We start from the raw sequence: 16,091 nt of genomic DNA, 5'->3' as shown, positions 1-16,091 counted from the left end.
GGAAAAGTCCTCAAATTTTTATGCAATCGACGGTGTAACACCGCCCATTGCCCTCGTCTTCATGCTGCAGGCCGTGCACATCGGCGACGAAGCCCGGGAAGCTGCTGTTGAATGTGCGGGCAAACGCCAGGTAATCGATGATCGAGCGCGTCGATTCGGTAAAACGTTCGCCGGGCATGATCAGCGGAATCCCCGGCGGATATGGCACCAGCATTACCGCAGCGATTCGCCCCTGCAAATTGTCGATTGACACCGCCTCGACCTCACCACGGACCAATTGATCGTAGGCGTCGGCCGGTTTCATCGCGATTTCCGGGAGTACCGTGTACATCCGTTTAAGGTGCTTGGCGGTGGCATTGCTGCGGTAGCAGGCGTGCAATTGATCGCACAGGTCGCGCAGCCCCATGCCCTGGTAACGCGCCACGTCTCGTTGCGCGACACACGGCAGGCACGTCGCCAGGCTGACGTTGGCGTCGTAGCTGCGTTTGAATTCGAGCAACTCGGTGAGCAAGGTGCTCCATTTACCCTTGGTAATGCCCATGGAAAACAGCACCAGGAATGAATACAGACCGGTTTTTTCAACCACCAGCCCGCGCTCCCAGAGGAACTTGCTGACCACTGCCGCCGGAATCCCCCGCTCGCTCAGCGCGCCACCGGCCGTCAGGCCGGGCATCACCAGCGTCACTTTGATCGGGTCCAGCAGCACGTAATCTTCGGCAATGTCGCCAAAGCCGTGCCAGTCGGCTTCGGGCTGCAACAGCCAGTCGGAGGTGGTGACCTTGTCTATACCCTCCACCAGCGGTGGCTGCCAGATCGAGAACCACCAGTCGTCGGTGGCGATGTGCTGGCGCAGGTTGGCCAGCGCCCGGCGAAAACTCAGGGCTTCATCGAACATTTCCTGCAACAGCGAACGGCCGGCCGGGCCTTCCATCATCGCCGACGCCACGTCCAGCGAGGCGATGATGCTGTATTGCGGCGAGGTGGAGATGTGCATCATGAACGCTTCATTGAAACGGTCGCGGTCCAGTTGCCGAGCGCCGCCATCCTGCACGTGGATCATCGACGCCTGGCTGAAGGCCGCCAGCAGTTTGTGGGTGGAATGGGTGGTGAACACCAGCGGGCTGTCGTCAGTGCGCGAAGTGCCCATGCCATAACGCCCGGCAAAGAACTCGTGAAACGCCGCATAGGCGTACCAGGCTTCGTCGAAGTGCAAGACTTCGACGCTGTTGCCCAATGTTTGCTTGATCAGCTCGGCGTTGTAACAGAGGCCGTCGTACGTCGAGTTGGTCACCACCGCCAGCTTGACCTTGGGCGTTCGGCCCTTGGTCAACGGGCTCGCATCGATCTTGGCCTGGATCGATTCACGGCTGAACTCGCTCAGTGGAATCGGCCCGATGATCCCCAGTTCATTGCGCTCCGGACACAGGTACAAAGGGATCGCCCCGGTCATGATGATCGAGTGCAACACCGATTTGTGGCAGTTGCGGTCCACCAGCACCAGGTCGTCACGCGCGACCATGGCTTGCCAGACAATCTTGTTGGCCGTCGAGGTGCCATTGATCACGAAAAACGTGTGATCGGCGCCAAAATTACGTGCTGCACGGGCCTCGGCTTCCGCCAGTGGCCCGGTGTGGTCGAGCAACGAGCCGAGTTCCGGCACCGAGACCGACAGGTCCGAACGCAGGGTATTTTCCCCAAAAAACTGGTGGAACGCCTGCCCTACCGGGCTTTTGTGATAAGCCACACCCCCACCATGCCCTGGGGTGTGCCAGGAGTAGTTGGAGTCGGCGGTGTGTTGCACCAAGGCCTTGAAAAACGGTGGCAGCAAGCCATCGAGGTAGCTGCGCGCCGCCCGGGCGACCTGGCGCGCCAGAAACGGCACGGTGTCTTCGAACAAATAAAGGATGCCGCGCAACTGGTTCAGTTCGCTCATGGCATCGGCCGGGGCGTTTTCCAGGGTGACTTGCTCGCCCAGGGCGAAGATCGGCAAATTCGGCGCACGGGCGCGGGCCACACGAATCAATTCGGCCATGTTCTGTAAAAGGTGGATGTTTTCCCCGGCGCCTTCGGCGGCAATCAACATGCACGCGAGGCCGTGGTGAGTCGAAGCGACCAGTCGGCCTTCGGTGTAATCCACCGCCGAAAGGACGCTGAAACCTTCCTGTGAAAGCTCCGTGGCGATGCCGCGCACGCGATCACCGGCGACCGTATCGGCCTTGATGTCGCGGTGAACAATTAGGACCGGGAACTTCAAGTCTTTATACATGGGGCTCGGCGTCCTGAGGCAGCAGACCGTAGTCTGCCAATACACTCAGGGTAGAGGGTTGCGGCCCGTGTGGCGAGCGGATGCCCCAAAACAGGTCACGCCCCATCCGATACTGTGGCGAGGGGACTTGCCCTGATGCCCGTCAGTTAAGGAAAAACTCGCCGAGCACATACCTTGTGGCGAGGGAGCTTGCTCCCGCTCGGCCGCGAAGCGGTCGTAATCCGGCAATCGCATTCCATCTGGATACTCGCGGTGGCTGATTTTAGGGTCGCTTCGCGACCCAGCGGGAGCAAGCTCCCTCGCCACAGGAGGCAGACCCATTCACGCTTGGTGGTTATGCTTGTGCCTCGGCCTCGGCCAGTTGGGTCCAGAGCGCCGGGGCACCGGCAGACTTGGCGATCACTTCAAGGCGCGAGGCGTGCTCGGCCAGCTCCGCTTCACTGGCGCGGATAATCCGTGCCGGCGTGCGATCCGCTGGCAGACGACGGATCTCGCTCGCCTGATTGCCCGAGCCCTCACCCGAACCGTTGCCGTCAGTCGCGTTACCGGCCAGCGACAGGCTGGTCTGGCCGCCGGTCATGGTCAGGTAAACGTCAGCGAGAATCTCGGAGTCGAGCAAGGCGCCGTGCAGCTCACGGCCGGAGTTGTCGACGCCATAGCGTTTGCACAAGGCATCGAGGCTGTTGCGCTGCCCCGGGTGACGCTCACGCGCCATCATCAGGGTATCGAGGATCGAGCAATGCTGGGTGATATCAGCCCGATCCTGCTGGCCCATCAGCGCGAATTCGTTGTTGATGAAGCCAACGTCGAACGCCGCGTTATGGATGATCAGCTGCGCGCCCTTGATGAACTCGAAGAACTCATCGGCCACTTCAGCGAAACGCGGCTTGCCTACCAGAAACTCGTTGGTGATGCCGTGGACGCCAATCGCGCCCTCGTCACTTTCCCGGTCTGGTTGCAAATAAACGTGGAAATGCCGGCCCGTCAGGCGTCGACCGATCAACTCGACGCAACCGATCTCGATAATCCGGTGGCCGTCGGTCACCGGCATACCGGTGGTTTCGGTGTCGAGCACCACCATCCTCTGAGCCATCGTTGTTCACCCCTTTTGCGTAGCGTTTACATAGGGGCGCGATGTTAACACAGAGCTTGAAAGGGCTCAGCCCAACCCGGTGGGAGCTCAGCCCTGATCACCGCCGCCGACCGGCATCACCAGCCCGGTGATATAGGCCGCGTCGTCAGAGGCCAGAAACAGGATCGCCCCGACTTGCTCGTCAATCGTGCCGTAGCGTTTCATCAGGCTGCTGTCGACGGTTTGATCGACAATCTGCTGATACCAGACCTTCTCCTGCGGGCTCTGCTCGGCACTGTTGCGCGGAATCCGCCGTGGTGGCGCTTCGGTGCCGCCCGGCGCGGTGGCATTGACCCGCACGCCCCGCTCGGCGGTTTCAAACGCCAGGCACGCGGTGAGCGCATTGACCCCGCCCTTGGCTGCGCCGTAAGGCACACGATTGACCCCGCGCGTGGCAACCGATGACACGTTGACGATGGCGCCGCTGCCCTGCTCCAGCATGAACGGCAATGCGGCATGGCAGCACCACAGTGTCGGAAACAGCGAACGGCGGACTTCCGCTTCGATCTGATGCTCTTCGTAATGCTCGAAAGGCTTGGCCCAGATGGTCCCGCCGACATTGTTGACCAATATATCCAGACGGCCGAAACGCTCGATGGCCGCCGTCATCACGCGCTGGCACTCGGCGTACTGTTCGAGGTCGGCGGTGAGGATCAGCACTTCACTGGTTTGACCCAGCTGCTCTTGCAGCTCAAACACCAGTTCGGAACGGTCGACCAGAATCAGCCGCGCACCTTCGGCGGCCATACGCTCGGCGACGCGGCGGCCAATCCCTTGGGCCGCGCCGGTAATCAGCGCGACTTTTTCATGAAATCTGTTCATCAAACCCTCCCGCGCTTACGCAGCACTGGCCGCGAATTTTTCGTAGTAGAAATTTTTCGGTGAGACGCCCTGCTCGCGGATGAACTGGCTCACGGCCTCAACCATCGGCGGCGGGCCGCAGAGGTAGACGTCGACATCACCGTCGTTCAAGTGTTTGGGCTCGATGTGCTGGGTCACATAACCCTTGAGCGGGTGCGCGCTTTGCGGGTTGGCCACGCAGGCGCTGAAACTGAAGTTCGGGATCCGTGCGGCCAAGGCTTGCAGCCGGTCCAGTTCCACCAGGTCAAAGTCGTTGGTCACGCCGTAGATCAAGTGCAACGGATACTCACTGCCCTGCTCGGCAATTTTCTCCAGCATGGCGGTGAACGGCGCCAGCCCCGTGCCGCCGGCCAGCAACAGCAACGGACGCTGAATGTCGCGCAGGTAAAAGCTGCCCAACGGCCCGGCCAGGCTCATGCTGTCACCGGCCTTGGCGATACCGGTGAGGAAGCTGCTCATCAACCCGCCGGGCACGTTGCGGATCAGGAAGCTGACTTCACCGTCACGTTGCAACGAGCTGAACGAATAGGCACGAGTCTGCTCACTGCCGGGAATGCCTAGGTTGACATATTGCCCCGGCAGGAACGCCAGTTTGCTCAGGGCTTCACCCTTGATCGACAGCGCAATCGTGCTGTCGGACAGCTGACGCACCTGGCTGATGGCCGCGCTGTAGTGGGCCTTTTGCGTGCGGCAGACGTCCGAGGACACCGGCACGCGCACCACGCAGTCGCTGAGAGCGCGCATCTGGCAGGTCAGCACAAAGCCTTTTTCGGCCTCGTCGCTGCTCAGGGCGTCTTCGATGTACTCCTCGCCCAGATCGTAACGCCCGGCCTCGGCAAAGCATTTGCAGGTGCCGCAGGCGCCGTCGCGGCAATCCAGAGGGATGTTGATGCCCTGGCGATATGCGGCGTCGGCTACGGTTTCGCCGGGATTGGCGTCAACGAAACGGGTGACACCGTCTTCAAAATTGAGTGCGATGGAATGAGTCATGACGGCTGCCTCACAGGTGGTAGACATCGATGACCTGACGAACGTAATCGTTCTTCAGGATCACTTTCTTGGCCTTGATCAGCGGGCTGTCGCCACGCACGTCGAGGGTGTAGAAGCTGCTGCCGAAATAGCTGTCGACGGTCTTGTAGCGAAAGCTCAGGGTGTGCCAGTTGAAGCGCACCTTGCACAGCCCGTCGGCCTGTTCGAGCAGCTCGATGTTGCTGATGTTGTGCGAGGTCCGGGTGTCCGGCACGCTGGCACTGGAACGCTCGGTCTTGATCCGGAAGATGCGGTCTTCCAGGCCCGTGCGGTTGCCGTACCAGATCAGCGAGATTTCCCGTTGCGGGTCTTCGGTCAACTCGTCGTTGTCGTCCCAGGACGGCATCCAGAAGGACGCATCGGCGGCATACAGTTCCAGCCAGTTGTCCCATTCCTTGTCATCGAGGTAGCGCGCTTCGCGGTAGAGAAAATCGCGCACGGCGTCGTAAGTGATGCTCATGACAGCGCCTCCACCTTGATCAATTCCGACTGTTCTTCGCTCAAGGCCTTGAGCATGGTTTCCTGCCAGTACTTGTGTTGCAGCACAAACAGGCCTTCGTCTTCGGTACGCACACCGCTGAGCAACGGGTGCAGGTCGATTTCCCTGGCCGCCTCATCGGCACCTTCAACCCAGTGCTCGGCGCCACGGGACATGTCGTTCCAGGTGGTGACGCTGCCCTGGTAGCCGGTCTGGCAGGAGCGAAACTCTTCGAGGTCGTCCGGCGTCGCCATGCCGCTGACGTTGAAAAAGTCTTCGTACTGACGAATCCGGCTTGAACGCGCGCTGTCGCTTTCGCCTTTGGGAGCGATGCAGTAAATGGTGATTTCGGTGCGGTTGACCGAGATCGGCCGGGCGATGCGGATCTGTGAACTGAACTGATCCATCAGGTACACGTTGGGGTACAGGCAGAGGTTGCGCGAGTTCTCGATCATCCAGTCGGCGCGGGCCTGGCCAAAGTCCTTGGCGAGCTCGTCGCGGCGCTCGTACAGCGGCCGGTCTTCCGGGTTCGACCAACGGGTCCAGAGCAGCATGTGGCCCTTGTCAAAGGAGTAGAAACCGCCGCCCTGCTTGGCCCAGGTGCCGGCGCTCATGGTCGGGTTCTCGTCACCGCATTCGCGCTGTTTGCGCTGGTTCTGGGTGGCGGCATAGTTCCAGTGCACGGAACTGACGTGATAGCCGTCGGCACCGTTCTCGGCAGTGAGTTTCCAGTTGCCTTCGTAGATATAGCTGGATGAACCACGCAGTACTTCAAGGCCATCGGCGGATTGATCGACGATCATGTCGATGATCTTCGCCGACTCGCCCAGATGCTCGACCAACGGCACCACATCGGCCTTGAGGCTGCCGAACAGAAAGCCACGATAGGACTCGAAGCGCGCAACTTTGGTCAGGTCGTGGGAGCCTTCGCAGTTGAAGCTCGCCGGGTAGCCGGCCGCCGCCGGGTCCTTGACCTTGAGCAGCTTGCCGGAGTTGTTGAAGGTCCAGCCGTGAAACGGGCAGGTGTAGGAAGACTTGTTGCCGGTCTTGTGTCGGCAGAGCATCGCGCCACGGTGGCTGCAGGCGTTGATGAACGCGTTGAGCTCGCCGTCCTTGTTGCGCGCAATGAAGATCGACTGCCGGCCCATGGTGGTGGTGTAGAAATCATTCTTGTTCGGAATCTGGCTCTCGTGGGCGAGGTACAGCCAGTTGCCTTCGAAGATGTGCTGCATCTCGAGATCGAACAAGCGTGGGTCGGTAAACATCTCCCGCTTGCAGCGGTAGATACCCTGGTCTTTGTCTTCTTCAAGCAGGGAGTGAAGGTATTCGGGTCGCAGGGACATGGCCGCCGCCTCCATTGTTTTTATTCAGGCAGGCTCATGCTAGGGCGGGCGACTACTGGGCAATATCCGCTGGGTGCAGACCTTTATCCGTTTTGTGCAAAGGAAGACTGACGCAAACCCTGTAGCAACTGGCGAAGCCTGCGTTCGGTGCGGGCCGCGTTCGGACGTAGCCGTCGTAAACCCTGCATACGCGGTTTATCTGAAAGACCGGAGCAGCTGATTTCACGACGGCTGCACCGCCGAACGCAGGCTTCGCCAGCTGCTACAAGGGTGGTGGTGTCGGGTATCAGTGACGGCGCTTGAGGGTGTCCGACGGCAATTCGCCGAACTGCTTGCGGTAGCTTTCGGAGAATCGTCCCAGGTGCAGGAAGCCGTAATCCATGGCCAGTTCGGTCACGTTACGTACTGTGCAGGTCGGGTCGCTGAGACAGGCGTTGACCCGCTCGAGCTTCTTCTGCCGGATATAGTTTTTCGGGGTGGTCGCCGCATTGCGCTCGAACAAGCCATACAACGAACGCAGGCTCATCTGTGCCTGACGCGCCAGTTCTTCGCTGCAAATGTCCTGCTTGAGGTTGCGTTCGATGTAGTCGGCGATCAACTCGAAGTTCGCTGACTGCGAACCGAGACCGAGGCGCCTGACGTTGGTTTTCATCAGGCTGAGCATCTTGCTCACGACAATCTGCGCGTAATGTTCCTGAACACGGGGCATGCGCTCGGTCGCTTCAGCCTCCTGGCAAACCATGCCCAGCAGATTGACGAAACCTTCAAGCTCATCCAGCTGGTAGCGGTTCTCGAGAAACCGCACGCCCTGCCCCGGGTGCAACCAGCGTTGCTCCTGGCACACCGACTCCAGCAGGCTGGCGGGCATTTTCACGATGAATTTTTCGCAGTCGTCGGAATACGTCAGGTCCACCGGATCGTCCGGATTGATCAGCAACAGCTCACCGGGCGCAAAATAGTGTTCCTGCCGATGACCACGCCACAGGCAGTTTCCGCGTAGCAGCACTTGCAGGTGATAGATGGTTTCGAGCGCCGGCGAAGTCACCCGAACACTGCCGCCATAGCTGATTCGGCACAGGTCGAGACTGGCGAATTTGCTGTGATTGAGACTGGCCTGAGGGCTGCCACTTCCGGGCAAGCGGATACAATGGTTGCCCACGTGCTGATTGACGTAGCCCGACACCGCATAGGGATCGGCCTGCTCAAACACTCTGCTGCGCTCACTCAATAGATGCGCTTGCATAACCGCTCACTCTGGTTGTGATTATCGGCTGCGGTGCGGGTGCTCTTGGGCACGCACCCCGGAAAATCGGGCCTGACCATTCTATGCGAGCCGCCGCAAAGCGGAAGGCCACGAGATAAACGGTCTGTTATCCCGTGGCCTGGGCCAGCGCTGATCAGTCTTCCAGTGCGCGCACTCGCTCGTGACGGTGTTGCTCTTCTGGTTGCGCAGACGACTGCAGGGTGAAATCGAATTCGATCTCGGCAAAGCGGCCGCTGACACCATGCTCACGTGCACGCTGCTGATCGTCACTGAAGGTGATTTTGGCGATCAGTTCGTCGCGGGTGGCGTAGGCAAAATCGTCGTGCAGGTACTTGTCACCGTCCAGGTTGATCTGGGTGGTCAGGTGGCGATGGTCATCCGCCGAGATGAAGAAGTGGATGTGCGCCGGGCGCTGGCCATGACGACCCAGTTGATTAAGCAGCTGCTGGGTCGGACCGTCCGGTGGGCAACCGTAGCCCGACGGCACGATGCTGCGGAAGCGATAGCGACCTTCGGCATCGGTGACGATCCGCCGACGCAGGTTGAACTCGGACTGGCTGCCATCGAAGTACGAATAGGTGCCGCCGGTATTGGCGTGCCAGACATCCACCACGGCGCCGGCCAGCGGCTTGCCATCGGTATTCTTGACCTGACCCTGCATGAACAGCACCACGCCCGGATCAACGCCGTCGTCCAGCCGCGCTTCGCCGTTGGACAGCGGTGCGCCGGCGACATACAGCGGGCCTTCGATGGTGCGCGGGGTGCCACCGGTTTTACCGGCCTGCGCGTCTTCGGCATCCATCAACAGGTCGAGGTAGTGTTCCAGGCCCAAGCCGGCAACCAACAGGCCCGCCTCTTGGCGCGCGCCCAGTTCGTTCAGGTAGTTGACGGCTTTCCAGAACTCTTCCGGGGTCACTTCGAGGTCTTCGATGATGTTCACCGAGTCACGCAGGATGCGGTAGATCAGCGCTTTGGCGCGCGGGTTGCCAGCGTCGTTGAGCAGGCCACTGGCTTCTTCGAGAAACTTCTGGGCGCTGGCAGTGTGGGAAATTTTGGCGTTCATGATTAATCCTCATCTTGTATTTATTAGAGTACAGAACTGGCAGGCAACGGCTCAGCGATCATCCTCATGAATAGAGGAAGGATGCCTGCACATCGCGTTCACTTCGATAGCCATGTAGGGGTAAAGCGGCAGTTGCATCAACAGGTCGTGCAATTCCTGCACGCTGTCGACATCGAACACGCTGTAGTTGGCGTAAAGCCCGGCGATGCGCCACAAATGGCGCCACTTGCCCTGCTGTTGCAGGCGCTGGGCCAGGGCCTTTTCGTCGGACTTGAGCCGAGCGGCGCGCTCCGGGTCCATATCGACCGGCAGGTTCACGGTCATCTTTACGTGAAACAACATGCTGTTCTCCTCAGGCGGAATGAATGGCAGTGGAGGTTTTGTCGCGGCGGAAAAACGCCAGCCGCTCTTCGTCCAGGCTCAGGCCAAGGCCGGGTGCCTGCGAAACATGCAAATGGAAATCGCGGTAAACCGGCGGCTCGCTGAGGATGTCTTCGGTCAGCAACAGCGGGCCGAACAGCTCGGTGTCCCAACTCAGCTCGTTCAACGTGAGGAAGGCATGGGCCGAGGCCAGCGTGCCGATCCCGCCCTCAAGCATGGTGCCGCCGTACAGGCCGATACCTGCCGCTTCGGCAATCGCCGCGGTGCGCAGCACTGCACGGGGGCCGCCGTTCTTGGCGATTTTCAGTGCGAACACCGAGGCCGCGCCTTCGCGTGCCAGGTTGAACGCATCTTCCACGCACTCGATCGACTCGTCCGCCATGATCGGCGCCGGGCTCATGGCGTTCAGGCGCACCATGCCAGCACGGTTGTTGCGCGAAATCGGCTGTTCGATCAGGTCGATGCCGTTGCCGCCGAGAATCCTGCAAGCCCGCAGTGCGACCGCTTCATCCCACGCCTGATTAACGTCAACGCGCACGCTGGCGCGGTCACCCAAGGCTTTTTTGATCGCAATGACGTGAGCCAGGTCGCGGTCGACTTCGCCGGCACCGATCTTCAACTTGAAGATCCGGTGGCGACGCAGATCGAGCATCTGCTCGGCTTCGGCGATGTCCTTGGCGGTATCACCGCTGGCCAGCGTCCAGGCCACTGGCAGCGAGTCGCGAACACGGCCACCGAGCAACTCACTGACCGGCAGCCCAAGGCGTTTACCGTGAGCATCAAGCAAAGCAGTTTCGATGCCGGATTTAGCAAAGGTATTGCCGCGAATACTGCGCTCCAGGCGCAACATCGCCGCATTGATGTTACAAGCATCCTGCCCCAGCAGCAGCGGCGCAAAGTGCTGGTCGATGTTGGTCTTGATGCTGTCCGGGCTTTCATTACCGTAGGCCAGGCCACCGATGGTGGTCGATTCGCCGATGCCTTCGATACCGTCGGCGCAACGTACGCGGATGATCACCAGCGTCTGATTCTGCATGGTGTGCATCGCCAGCTTGTGCGGGCGGATAGTCGGCAGATCGACGATGATCGTCTCGATCGATTCAATGGCAGAAGAAAGCATGTCGATACCCGTCAGGTTCTTGAAGTTCTGTGACGGATTCTCGTACGGCTTTTTTCAAGGTTCCAATATAGAATTGGTCTGGATCGATACCTTAAAGGTATTCACCATCGCCGACTGTGGAGGGCTCATGGAGCTGCGTCATCTGCGTTACTTCCAGGTGCTGGGTCAAACCCTGAATTTCACCCGCGCCGCCGAACGCCTGCACATCGCCCAGCCACCGTTGAGCCGGCAAATCCAGCAACTGGAAGATGAACTTGGGGTGGTGTTGCTGGAACGCGGCAGGCCATTGCGTCTGACCGAAGCCGGGCGTTTTTTCCTTGAGCACTCCAGCGCCCTGCTTGAGCAATTGAGCAAGGTCTGCGACAACACCCGACGTATCGGCCTGGGCGAAAAGACCTGGCTGGGTATCGGCTTTGCCCCGTCGACCCTGTATGGCGTGTTGCCCGAACTGATTCGTCGACTGCGCAGCAACGAGTCGCTGGAACTGGAGCTCGGCCTGTCGGAAATGACCACGCTGCAACAGGTGCAAGCGCTCAAGGCCGGACGTATCGACGTTGGCTTCGGGCGGATTCGTATCGATGACCCGGCAATCATTCAAACCGTATTGAATGAAGACCGTCTGGTGGCTGCCCTGCCCGCTGGTCATCCACTCCTGGCCGGCCCCATCAGTCTCACCGAGTTGGCCAATGAACCGTTTGTGCTGTATCCCGGTAATCCCCGCCCCAGCTATGCCGACCATGTGATCGCACTGTTCGAGTCCTACGGGGTGAGCATCAAGGTCGCGCAATGGACCAACGAGCTGCAAACCGCCATTGGCCTGGTGGGCGCCGGTATCGGCGTCACGCTGGTGCCGGCCTCGGTACAGTTGCTGCATCGCGACGACATTGGTTTCACGCCGGTACTGGAAACCAATGCCACCTCGCCGATCATCCTGAGCCGACGCGTCGGCGATGTCTCACCGGGATTGAATCATTGCCTGAAAATGATCGAAGCGTTGCGACTGCGCAAGCCGGTGTAACGGCCTTGCGCAGTTTTTAACAATCATTCGCAAAGCTCATAAAGATGGCTGAGCGGCCCCCCTGTTAGCGTGCGCCCCGAGTATTTCCCACAGGAATCGCGCACGTCATGACGACAACCTCCACCCTTATAACCCTGCTGATTGTCGGCAGCCTGTTCAGCACAGCGGTGCGAGCCACCAGTTTTGTGATGAGCACCGATATCACCCTGAGCATGAGCATGAGTCCCACCAAAGGTACCAGCAGCTCATTCAAGGATGACAAGATCGTGCTGGCTGCAAAATCCGATGCGGCGGCGTTTGTCGCCAGTCGTGGCGACATTCGCGGCGTTCAGCTGGAGGCAGCTTTTGAACGGATCCGTAGCATGCTCGCCGGTCAGGTCTACTCGGATGAGCAACTGGCCGCGGCGATTCTGGTGCTGTGATTTGAGGCGTCAGTCCTGCTTGTAACCCCGGACGTCGTCGACACCACGGTTGGCCAACTGGTCGGCGCGTTCGTTACCGGGATGCCCGACGTGGCCACGCACCCACTTCCAGGTAACGTTGTGGCGGTTGACCTGCTCGTCGAGCTGCTTCCACAGATCAGCGTTCTTCACTGGCTCTTTCGCCGCAGTTTTCCAGCCGCGCTTCTTCCAGTTGACCATCCATTCGTTGATGCCTTTCATCACGTATTGCGAGTCGGTGACCAGCAATACGTCGCAAGAACGCTTGAGCTCTTCAAGGCCACGAATGGCGCCCATCAGTTCCATACGGTTATTGGTGGTATTGGCTTCGCCGCCCCAGAGTTCCTTTTCAACGCCCTTGCACACCAGCAGTGCGCCCCAGCCGCCGGGGCCAGGATTGCCCTTGCAGGCGCCGTCGGTGAAGAGTTCTACGCTATCGCTCATGCCAACCTATCCAGAAAATGTCTGTGGCTGCCGATCTATGATCGACAACGCCCAAGGCCGGGCAAGCCCGGCCGGGAAAATAAAATGTTTATTACGGCTCGCTGTGGCGTCGATTGACCTTGGCCATCGGCAGCGGGATCAACTTGCCCATAGGCTCGCGGCGCACCTGGCGGACCGGTCGCAAGCCGACGACGATCTTGCGCGCCACCAATAAATAGAAACCGCCACCGGACAGCTGCCAGTCACCGGCCTTGCGTTCCCAACCGGCCAAGCGGGCTTGCCACGCCGGGGACGCAAGCGGCGGACGATAGCACCCGAAGCGGCGTTTCTCCAGCGCGAACCCCAGCAGGTTGAGCCAGTCGGCGACCCGCGACGGCGAAATGCAGCGCGCCTTGCGCATGGCGTCGCTCGCAAACATGTGGCGCAACCCCCAACTGCTCCAGGGGTTGATCCCGACAATCAGCAGGTGCCCGCCGGGACGCACCGCGCTGGCGGCCTCGCGCAGCAGGCCATGCGGCGACAGGCAGAAATCCAGCCCGTGCTGCATCACCACCACGTCGGCGGCGTGCTCACTGATCGGCCAGGCCTGTTCTTCGCAGACTATTTCCACCCCCGGCAGCGGCGCTCCCAGACGGACATTGCGCTGCACCTGCTTCGCTGCCGGTGGTGTTTCGGCCGAAGGACCGTAATGCACCAGGTAGCCGCCAAAGAAACGCCCCAGTTCGTCTTCGAGCATCCGGCGTTCTTCATTCAACAAAAATTGGCCGATGGGACCTGACAGCCACTCGCGAGCGGCACTGATCAATGCCAGCCAGTCAGGATCAGCCTGAGCGAACGCTTTATCGGTCATTGCATTCTCCAACTCGCCAAGAAGCTCTAAGATGCACCATTGTTTTCCGCTTGGCGAATCCTGCGATGATACAGATCAGTGCCCTTCCCGCCTTCACCGACAACTACATCTGGTTGTTACAGGATCACCGCAGCCAGCGCTGCGCCGTGGTCGATCCGGGTGATGCCGCCCCCGTGCAGGCCTGGTTGGCCATGCATCCGGGATGGCAGCTCAGCGACATCCTGGTCACCCATCACCACCATGATCACGTCGGTGGCGTCGAGCAACTCAAAAAAGCGACGGGCGCCACGGTCTACGGCCCGGCCAGCGAAAATATCCCCGGACGCGACATCGCCCTGAACGATAATGATCGCGTCAACGTACTCGGCCGGGAGTTCGACGTGTATGCGGTGCCAGGCCACACACTGGGTCATATCGCTTACTACCATCAGGGGCTGCTGTTCTGTGGCGACACCCTGTTCGCCGCCGGTTGCGGACGCCTGTTCGAAGGTACGCCGGCACAAATGCACCACTCCCTCAGCCGCCTGGCCGCGTTGCCCGAAGACACGCTGGTGTACTGCACCCACGAGTACACCCTGAGCAATCTGCGCTTCGCCGCGGCTGTCGAGCCGAACAACCCGGACATTGCCGAGCGTCTCGAGAAAGTCTCCCAATTACGCGAGTCGGGTGGCATGTCGCTACCGTCGACCCTGGCGCTGGAGAAGCTCACCAACCCTTTTCTACGTACTGGCGAAACATCTGTTAAAGAAAAAGTAGACGAACGGAATGGCCAGGATAACCGGGCTCCGAGTGAGGTTTTTGCGGCTCTTCGGGCTTGGAAAGATACGTTCTAGAGAGGGCCACTATTGGTACAAAAATTCTGAATGGTTGACCGCACCCCGTACGCTTTCTAGAATCGCCCGACATTTTTGCCCGGAACTAACTTCCAGCCAATGTCGTCATCTATTCGTAAATCCATCAATTCAGACGCATTGACCCGCTTGGCTCAAGCCATCGCGGTGGCTGTGTCCGCCACCCTGGCGGGCTGCCAAAGCACCAGTCAGGTGCCACAAACCGACGTGGCACATACGCTTTCTACCCGGACCAAACAAAAACCTATCTGGATCAACGAGAAGCCAAGCCCCCAAGCCGCGCAGGACGTCTGGGAGCGCATGCGCCAGGGCTTCCAGTTGCAGGACGGGCTGGGCGTCAACCCGCGCATCGAGCAACAGCGCCTGTGGTTCGCCAGCAATCCATCGTTTCTGCAAGGCGCCAGCGAACGTGGCAGCCTGTACATCCACTACATCGTCGAACGCCTTGAAGAACGCAACATGCCGCTGGAACTGGCGCTGTTACCGGTGATTGAAAGCGCCTACAACCCGATGGCCTATTCGCGCGCCGATGCGGTCGGCCTGTGGCAGTTCATCCCGTCCACCGGGCGTTACTTCAACCTGCGTCAAACCCGCTTCTATGACGGTCGCCGCGACATTACCGCGTCGACCATCGCGGCGATGGACTACCTGACCCGCCTGCACGACATGTTCAACGGTGACTGGCTGCTGGCCCTGGCGGCCTACAACGCCGGTGAAGGCACGGTCAGCCGGGCCATCGAGCGCAACGAAAAGCTCGGCCTGCCAACCGACTACTGGAACCTGCCACTGCCGGCGGAAACCCAGGCCTATGTGCCCAAGCTACTGGCCTTGTCACAAGTCGTGCTGTCGCCAGAAGCCTATGGCGTGAACCTCAACCCGATCGCCAACCAGCCCTATTTTGAAGTCGTCGAAATCAACCAGCGCATGGACCTGTCCAAGGTTGCCGCGGTGGCCAATATCGACGAAGACGAACTGTTCCAGCTCAACCCGGCCTTCAAGCAACGCACCACCATCGACGGTCCCCAGCACCTGCTGGTGCCGACGTCCAAGGCGCAGTTGCTGACCGCCAGCCTGTCGACCATGAAACCCGAAGAGCTGATCAGCCAGCGTCCGCTCAAACCGGTTTTCGAAGGTGCAGACGACCGCGAGCTGGCAACGCTCAAGCGCAGCTACCGGGTCAAACGCGGCGACAACCTGACGCAGATCGCCAAGGCCAACAAAGTCGAGGTCAAGGACCTGCAACACTGGAACAAGCTGAACGGCAAGGACCTCAAGGTTGGCCAGACCCTGGTGATGCGAGACACCAGCAAGAGCAAGCGCAGCGGTGGACGCATCAGCACGGTGGTTGCAGCCAACAGCAAGAAGCAGACCCAATACAAGGTCAAGCAAGGCGACTCGCTGTACATCGTCGCCAAGCGCTTCAACGTCGAGATGCAACACCTCAAGCGCTGGAATCCACGTGTTGGCCAGGCCCTCAAGCCTGGACAGGTGCTGACGGTTTCTTCCCCGCGTTAAGTCGCGCCCCAGGCATTGGGGCTTTTTGTGGCGAGG

Annotated in this window: 16 protein-coding genes; 4 read left to right on the top strand and 12 right to left on the bottom strand. The window is 60.1% G+C overall.

What is annotated here, in order from left to right:
• Nucleotides 1-10: 10 nt before the first annotated feature.
• The 10 genes from AABM55_RS14000 to AABM55_RS13955 form a co-directional block, all read right to left on the bottom strand.
• Nucleotides 11-2,266 (bottom strand): Orn/Lys/Arg decarboxylase N-terminal domain-containing protein, encoded by a 2,256-nt coding sequence (locus AABM55_RS14000; RefSeq protein WP_054597137.1) that lies wholly within the window; start codon nucleotides 2,264-2,266, stop codon nucleotides 11-13.
• A gap of 334 nt (nucleotides 2,267-2,600) precedes the next feature.
• Entirely contained in the window at nucleotides 2,601-3,359 is a 759-nt protein-coding gene (gene dnaQ / locus AABM55_RS13995; RefSeq protein WP_054597136.1) for a DNA polymerase III subunit epsilon, read from the bottom strand.
• An 87-nt stretch (nucleotides 3,360-3,446) separates the two neighbouring features.
• Nucleotides 3,447-4,223 carry a 1,6-dihydroxycyclohexa-2,4-diene-1-carboxylate dehydrogenase gene (locus tag AABM55_RS13990; RefSeq protein ID WP_347929901.1) on the bottom strand — a complete coding sequence of 259 codons (777 nt, stop codon included), beginning with the start codon at nucleotides 4,221-4,223 and terminating at the stop codon, nucleotides 3,447-3,449.
• 12 nt (nucleotides 4,224-4,235) lie between these two features.
• Complete coding sequence (benC, locus tag AABM55_RS13985) at nucleotides 4,236-5,249, bottom strand: benzoate 1,2-dioxygenase electron transfer component BenC (RefSeq protein ID WP_054597134.1); 1,014 nt, start codon at nucleotides 5,247-5,249, stop codon at nucleotides 4,236-4,238.
• A gap of 10 nt (nucleotides 5,250-5,259) precedes the next feature.
• The gene (benB, locus tag AABM55_RS13980) at nucleotides 5,260-5,748 is read right to left on the bottom strand and encodes a benzoate 1,2-dioxygenase small subunit (protein WP_054597133.1); all 489 of its coding nucleotides are present in this window, start codon (nucleotides 5,746-5,748) and stop codon (nucleotides 5,260-5,262) included.
• Complete coding sequence (gene benA, locus AABM55_RS13975; RefSeq protein WP_347929900.1) at nucleotides 5,745-7,109, bottom strand: benzoate 1,2-dioxygenase large subunit; 1,365 nt, start codon at nucleotides 7,107-7,109, stop codon at nucleotides 5,745-5,747. Before benA ends, benB begins: the two co-directional genes overlap by 4 nt.
• A 286-nt stretch (nucleotides 7,110-7,395) precedes the next feature.
• Nucleotides 7,396-8,352, bottom strand: coding sequence for an AraC family transcriptional regulator (locus AABM55_RS13970; protein ID WP_054597131.1), 957 nt, complete (start codon nucleotides 8,350-8,352; stop codon nucleotides 7,396-7,398).
• A 154-nt stretch (nucleotides 8,353-8,506) separates the two neighbouring features.
• Nucleotides 8,507-9,436 (bottom strand): catechol 1,2-dioxygenase, encoded by a 930-nt coding sequence (gene catA, locus AABM55_RS13965; protein ID WP_347929899.1) that lies wholly within the window; start codon nucleotides 9,434-9,436, stop codon nucleotides 8,507-8,509.
• 51 nt (nucleotides 9,437-9,487) lie between these two features.
• Nucleotides 9,488-9,778 carry a muconolactone Delta-isomerase gene (gene catC, locus AABM55_RS13960; RefSeq protein WP_054597129.1) on the bottom strand — a complete coding sequence of 97 codons (291 nt, stop codon included), beginning with the start codon at nucleotides 9,776-9,778 and terminating at the stop codon, nucleotides 9,488-9,490.
• A gap of 10 nt (nucleotides 9,779-9,788) precedes the next feature.
• Entirely contained in the window at nucleotides 9,789-10,937 is a 1,149-nt protein-coding gene (locus AABM55_RS13955) for a muconate cycloisomerase family protein (RefSeq protein WP_347929898.1), read from the bottom strand.
• A gap of 127 nt (nucleotides 10,938-11,064) precedes the next feature.
• Here AABM55_RS13955 and AABM55_RS13950 point away from each other — a divergent pair, with 127 nt between their 5' ends.
• Entirely contained in the window at nucleotides 11,065-11,955 is an 891-nt protein-coding gene (locus AABM55_RS13950) for a LysR family transcriptional regulator (protein WP_054597127.1), read from the top strand.
• Nucleotides 11,956-12,062: 107 nt separating this feature from the next.
• Entirely contained in the window at nucleotides 12,063-12,377 is a 315-nt protein-coding gene (locus AABM55_RS13945) for a DUF2388 domain-containing protein (RefSeq protein ID WP_054597126.1), read from the top strand.
• A gap of 9 nt (nucleotides 12,378-12,386) precedes the next feature.
• Here the strand turns inward: AABM55_RS13945 and rnhA are convergent, their stop codons facing one another.
• Together rnhA and AABM55_RS13935 are read right to left on the bottom strand one after the other, a co-directional pair.
• The gene (gene rnhA / locus AABM55_RS13940) at nucleotides 12,387-12,839 is read right to left on the bottom strand and encodes a ribonuclease HI (protein WP_019690633.1); all 453 of its coding nucleotides are present in this window, start codon (nucleotides 12,837-12,839) and stop codon (nucleotides 12,387-12,389) included.
• A 91-nt stretch (nucleotides 12,840-12,930) separates the two neighbouring features.
• Entirely contained in the window at nucleotides 12,931-13,689 is a 759-nt protein-coding gene (locus tag AABM55_RS13935) for a class I SAM-dependent methyltransferase (RefSeq protein ID WP_054597125.1), read from the bottom strand.
• A 65-nt stretch (nucleotides 13,690-13,754) separates the two neighbouring features.
• Here AABM55_RS13935 and gloB point away from each other — a divergent pair, with 65 nt between their 5' ends.
• Both gloB and AABM55_RS13925 read left to right on the top strand, forming a co-directional pair.
• Nucleotides 13,755-14,522 carry a hydroxyacylglutathione hydrolase gene (gene gloB, locus AABM55_RS13930; RefSeq protein ID WP_347929897.1) on the top strand — a complete coding sequence of 256 codons (768 nt, stop codon included), beginning with the start codon at nucleotides 13,755-13,757 and terminating at the stop codon, nucleotides 14,520-14,522.
• A 99-nt stretch (nucleotides 14,523-14,621) separates the two neighbouring features.
• Nucleotides 14,622-16,055: a transglycosylase SLT domain-containing protein gene (locus AABM55_RS13925; RefSeq protein ID WP_054597123.1), complete on the top strand. Its 1,434-nt coding sequence runs from the start codon at nucleotides 14,622-14,624 to the stop codon at nucleotides 16,053-16,055.
• Nucleotides 16,056-16,091: the final 36 nt, after the last annotated feature.

It is taken from the genome of Pseudomonas helvetica (assembly GCF_039908645.1).
GTDB classification, from domain to species: Bacteria; Pseudomonadota; Gammaproteobacteria; order Pseudomonadales; family Pseudomonadaceae; genus Aquipseudomonas; species Aquipseudomonas helvetica.
Note: the sequence above shows the minus strand (reverse complement) of the source record. Positions and strands in the feature narration are given on the sequence as shown.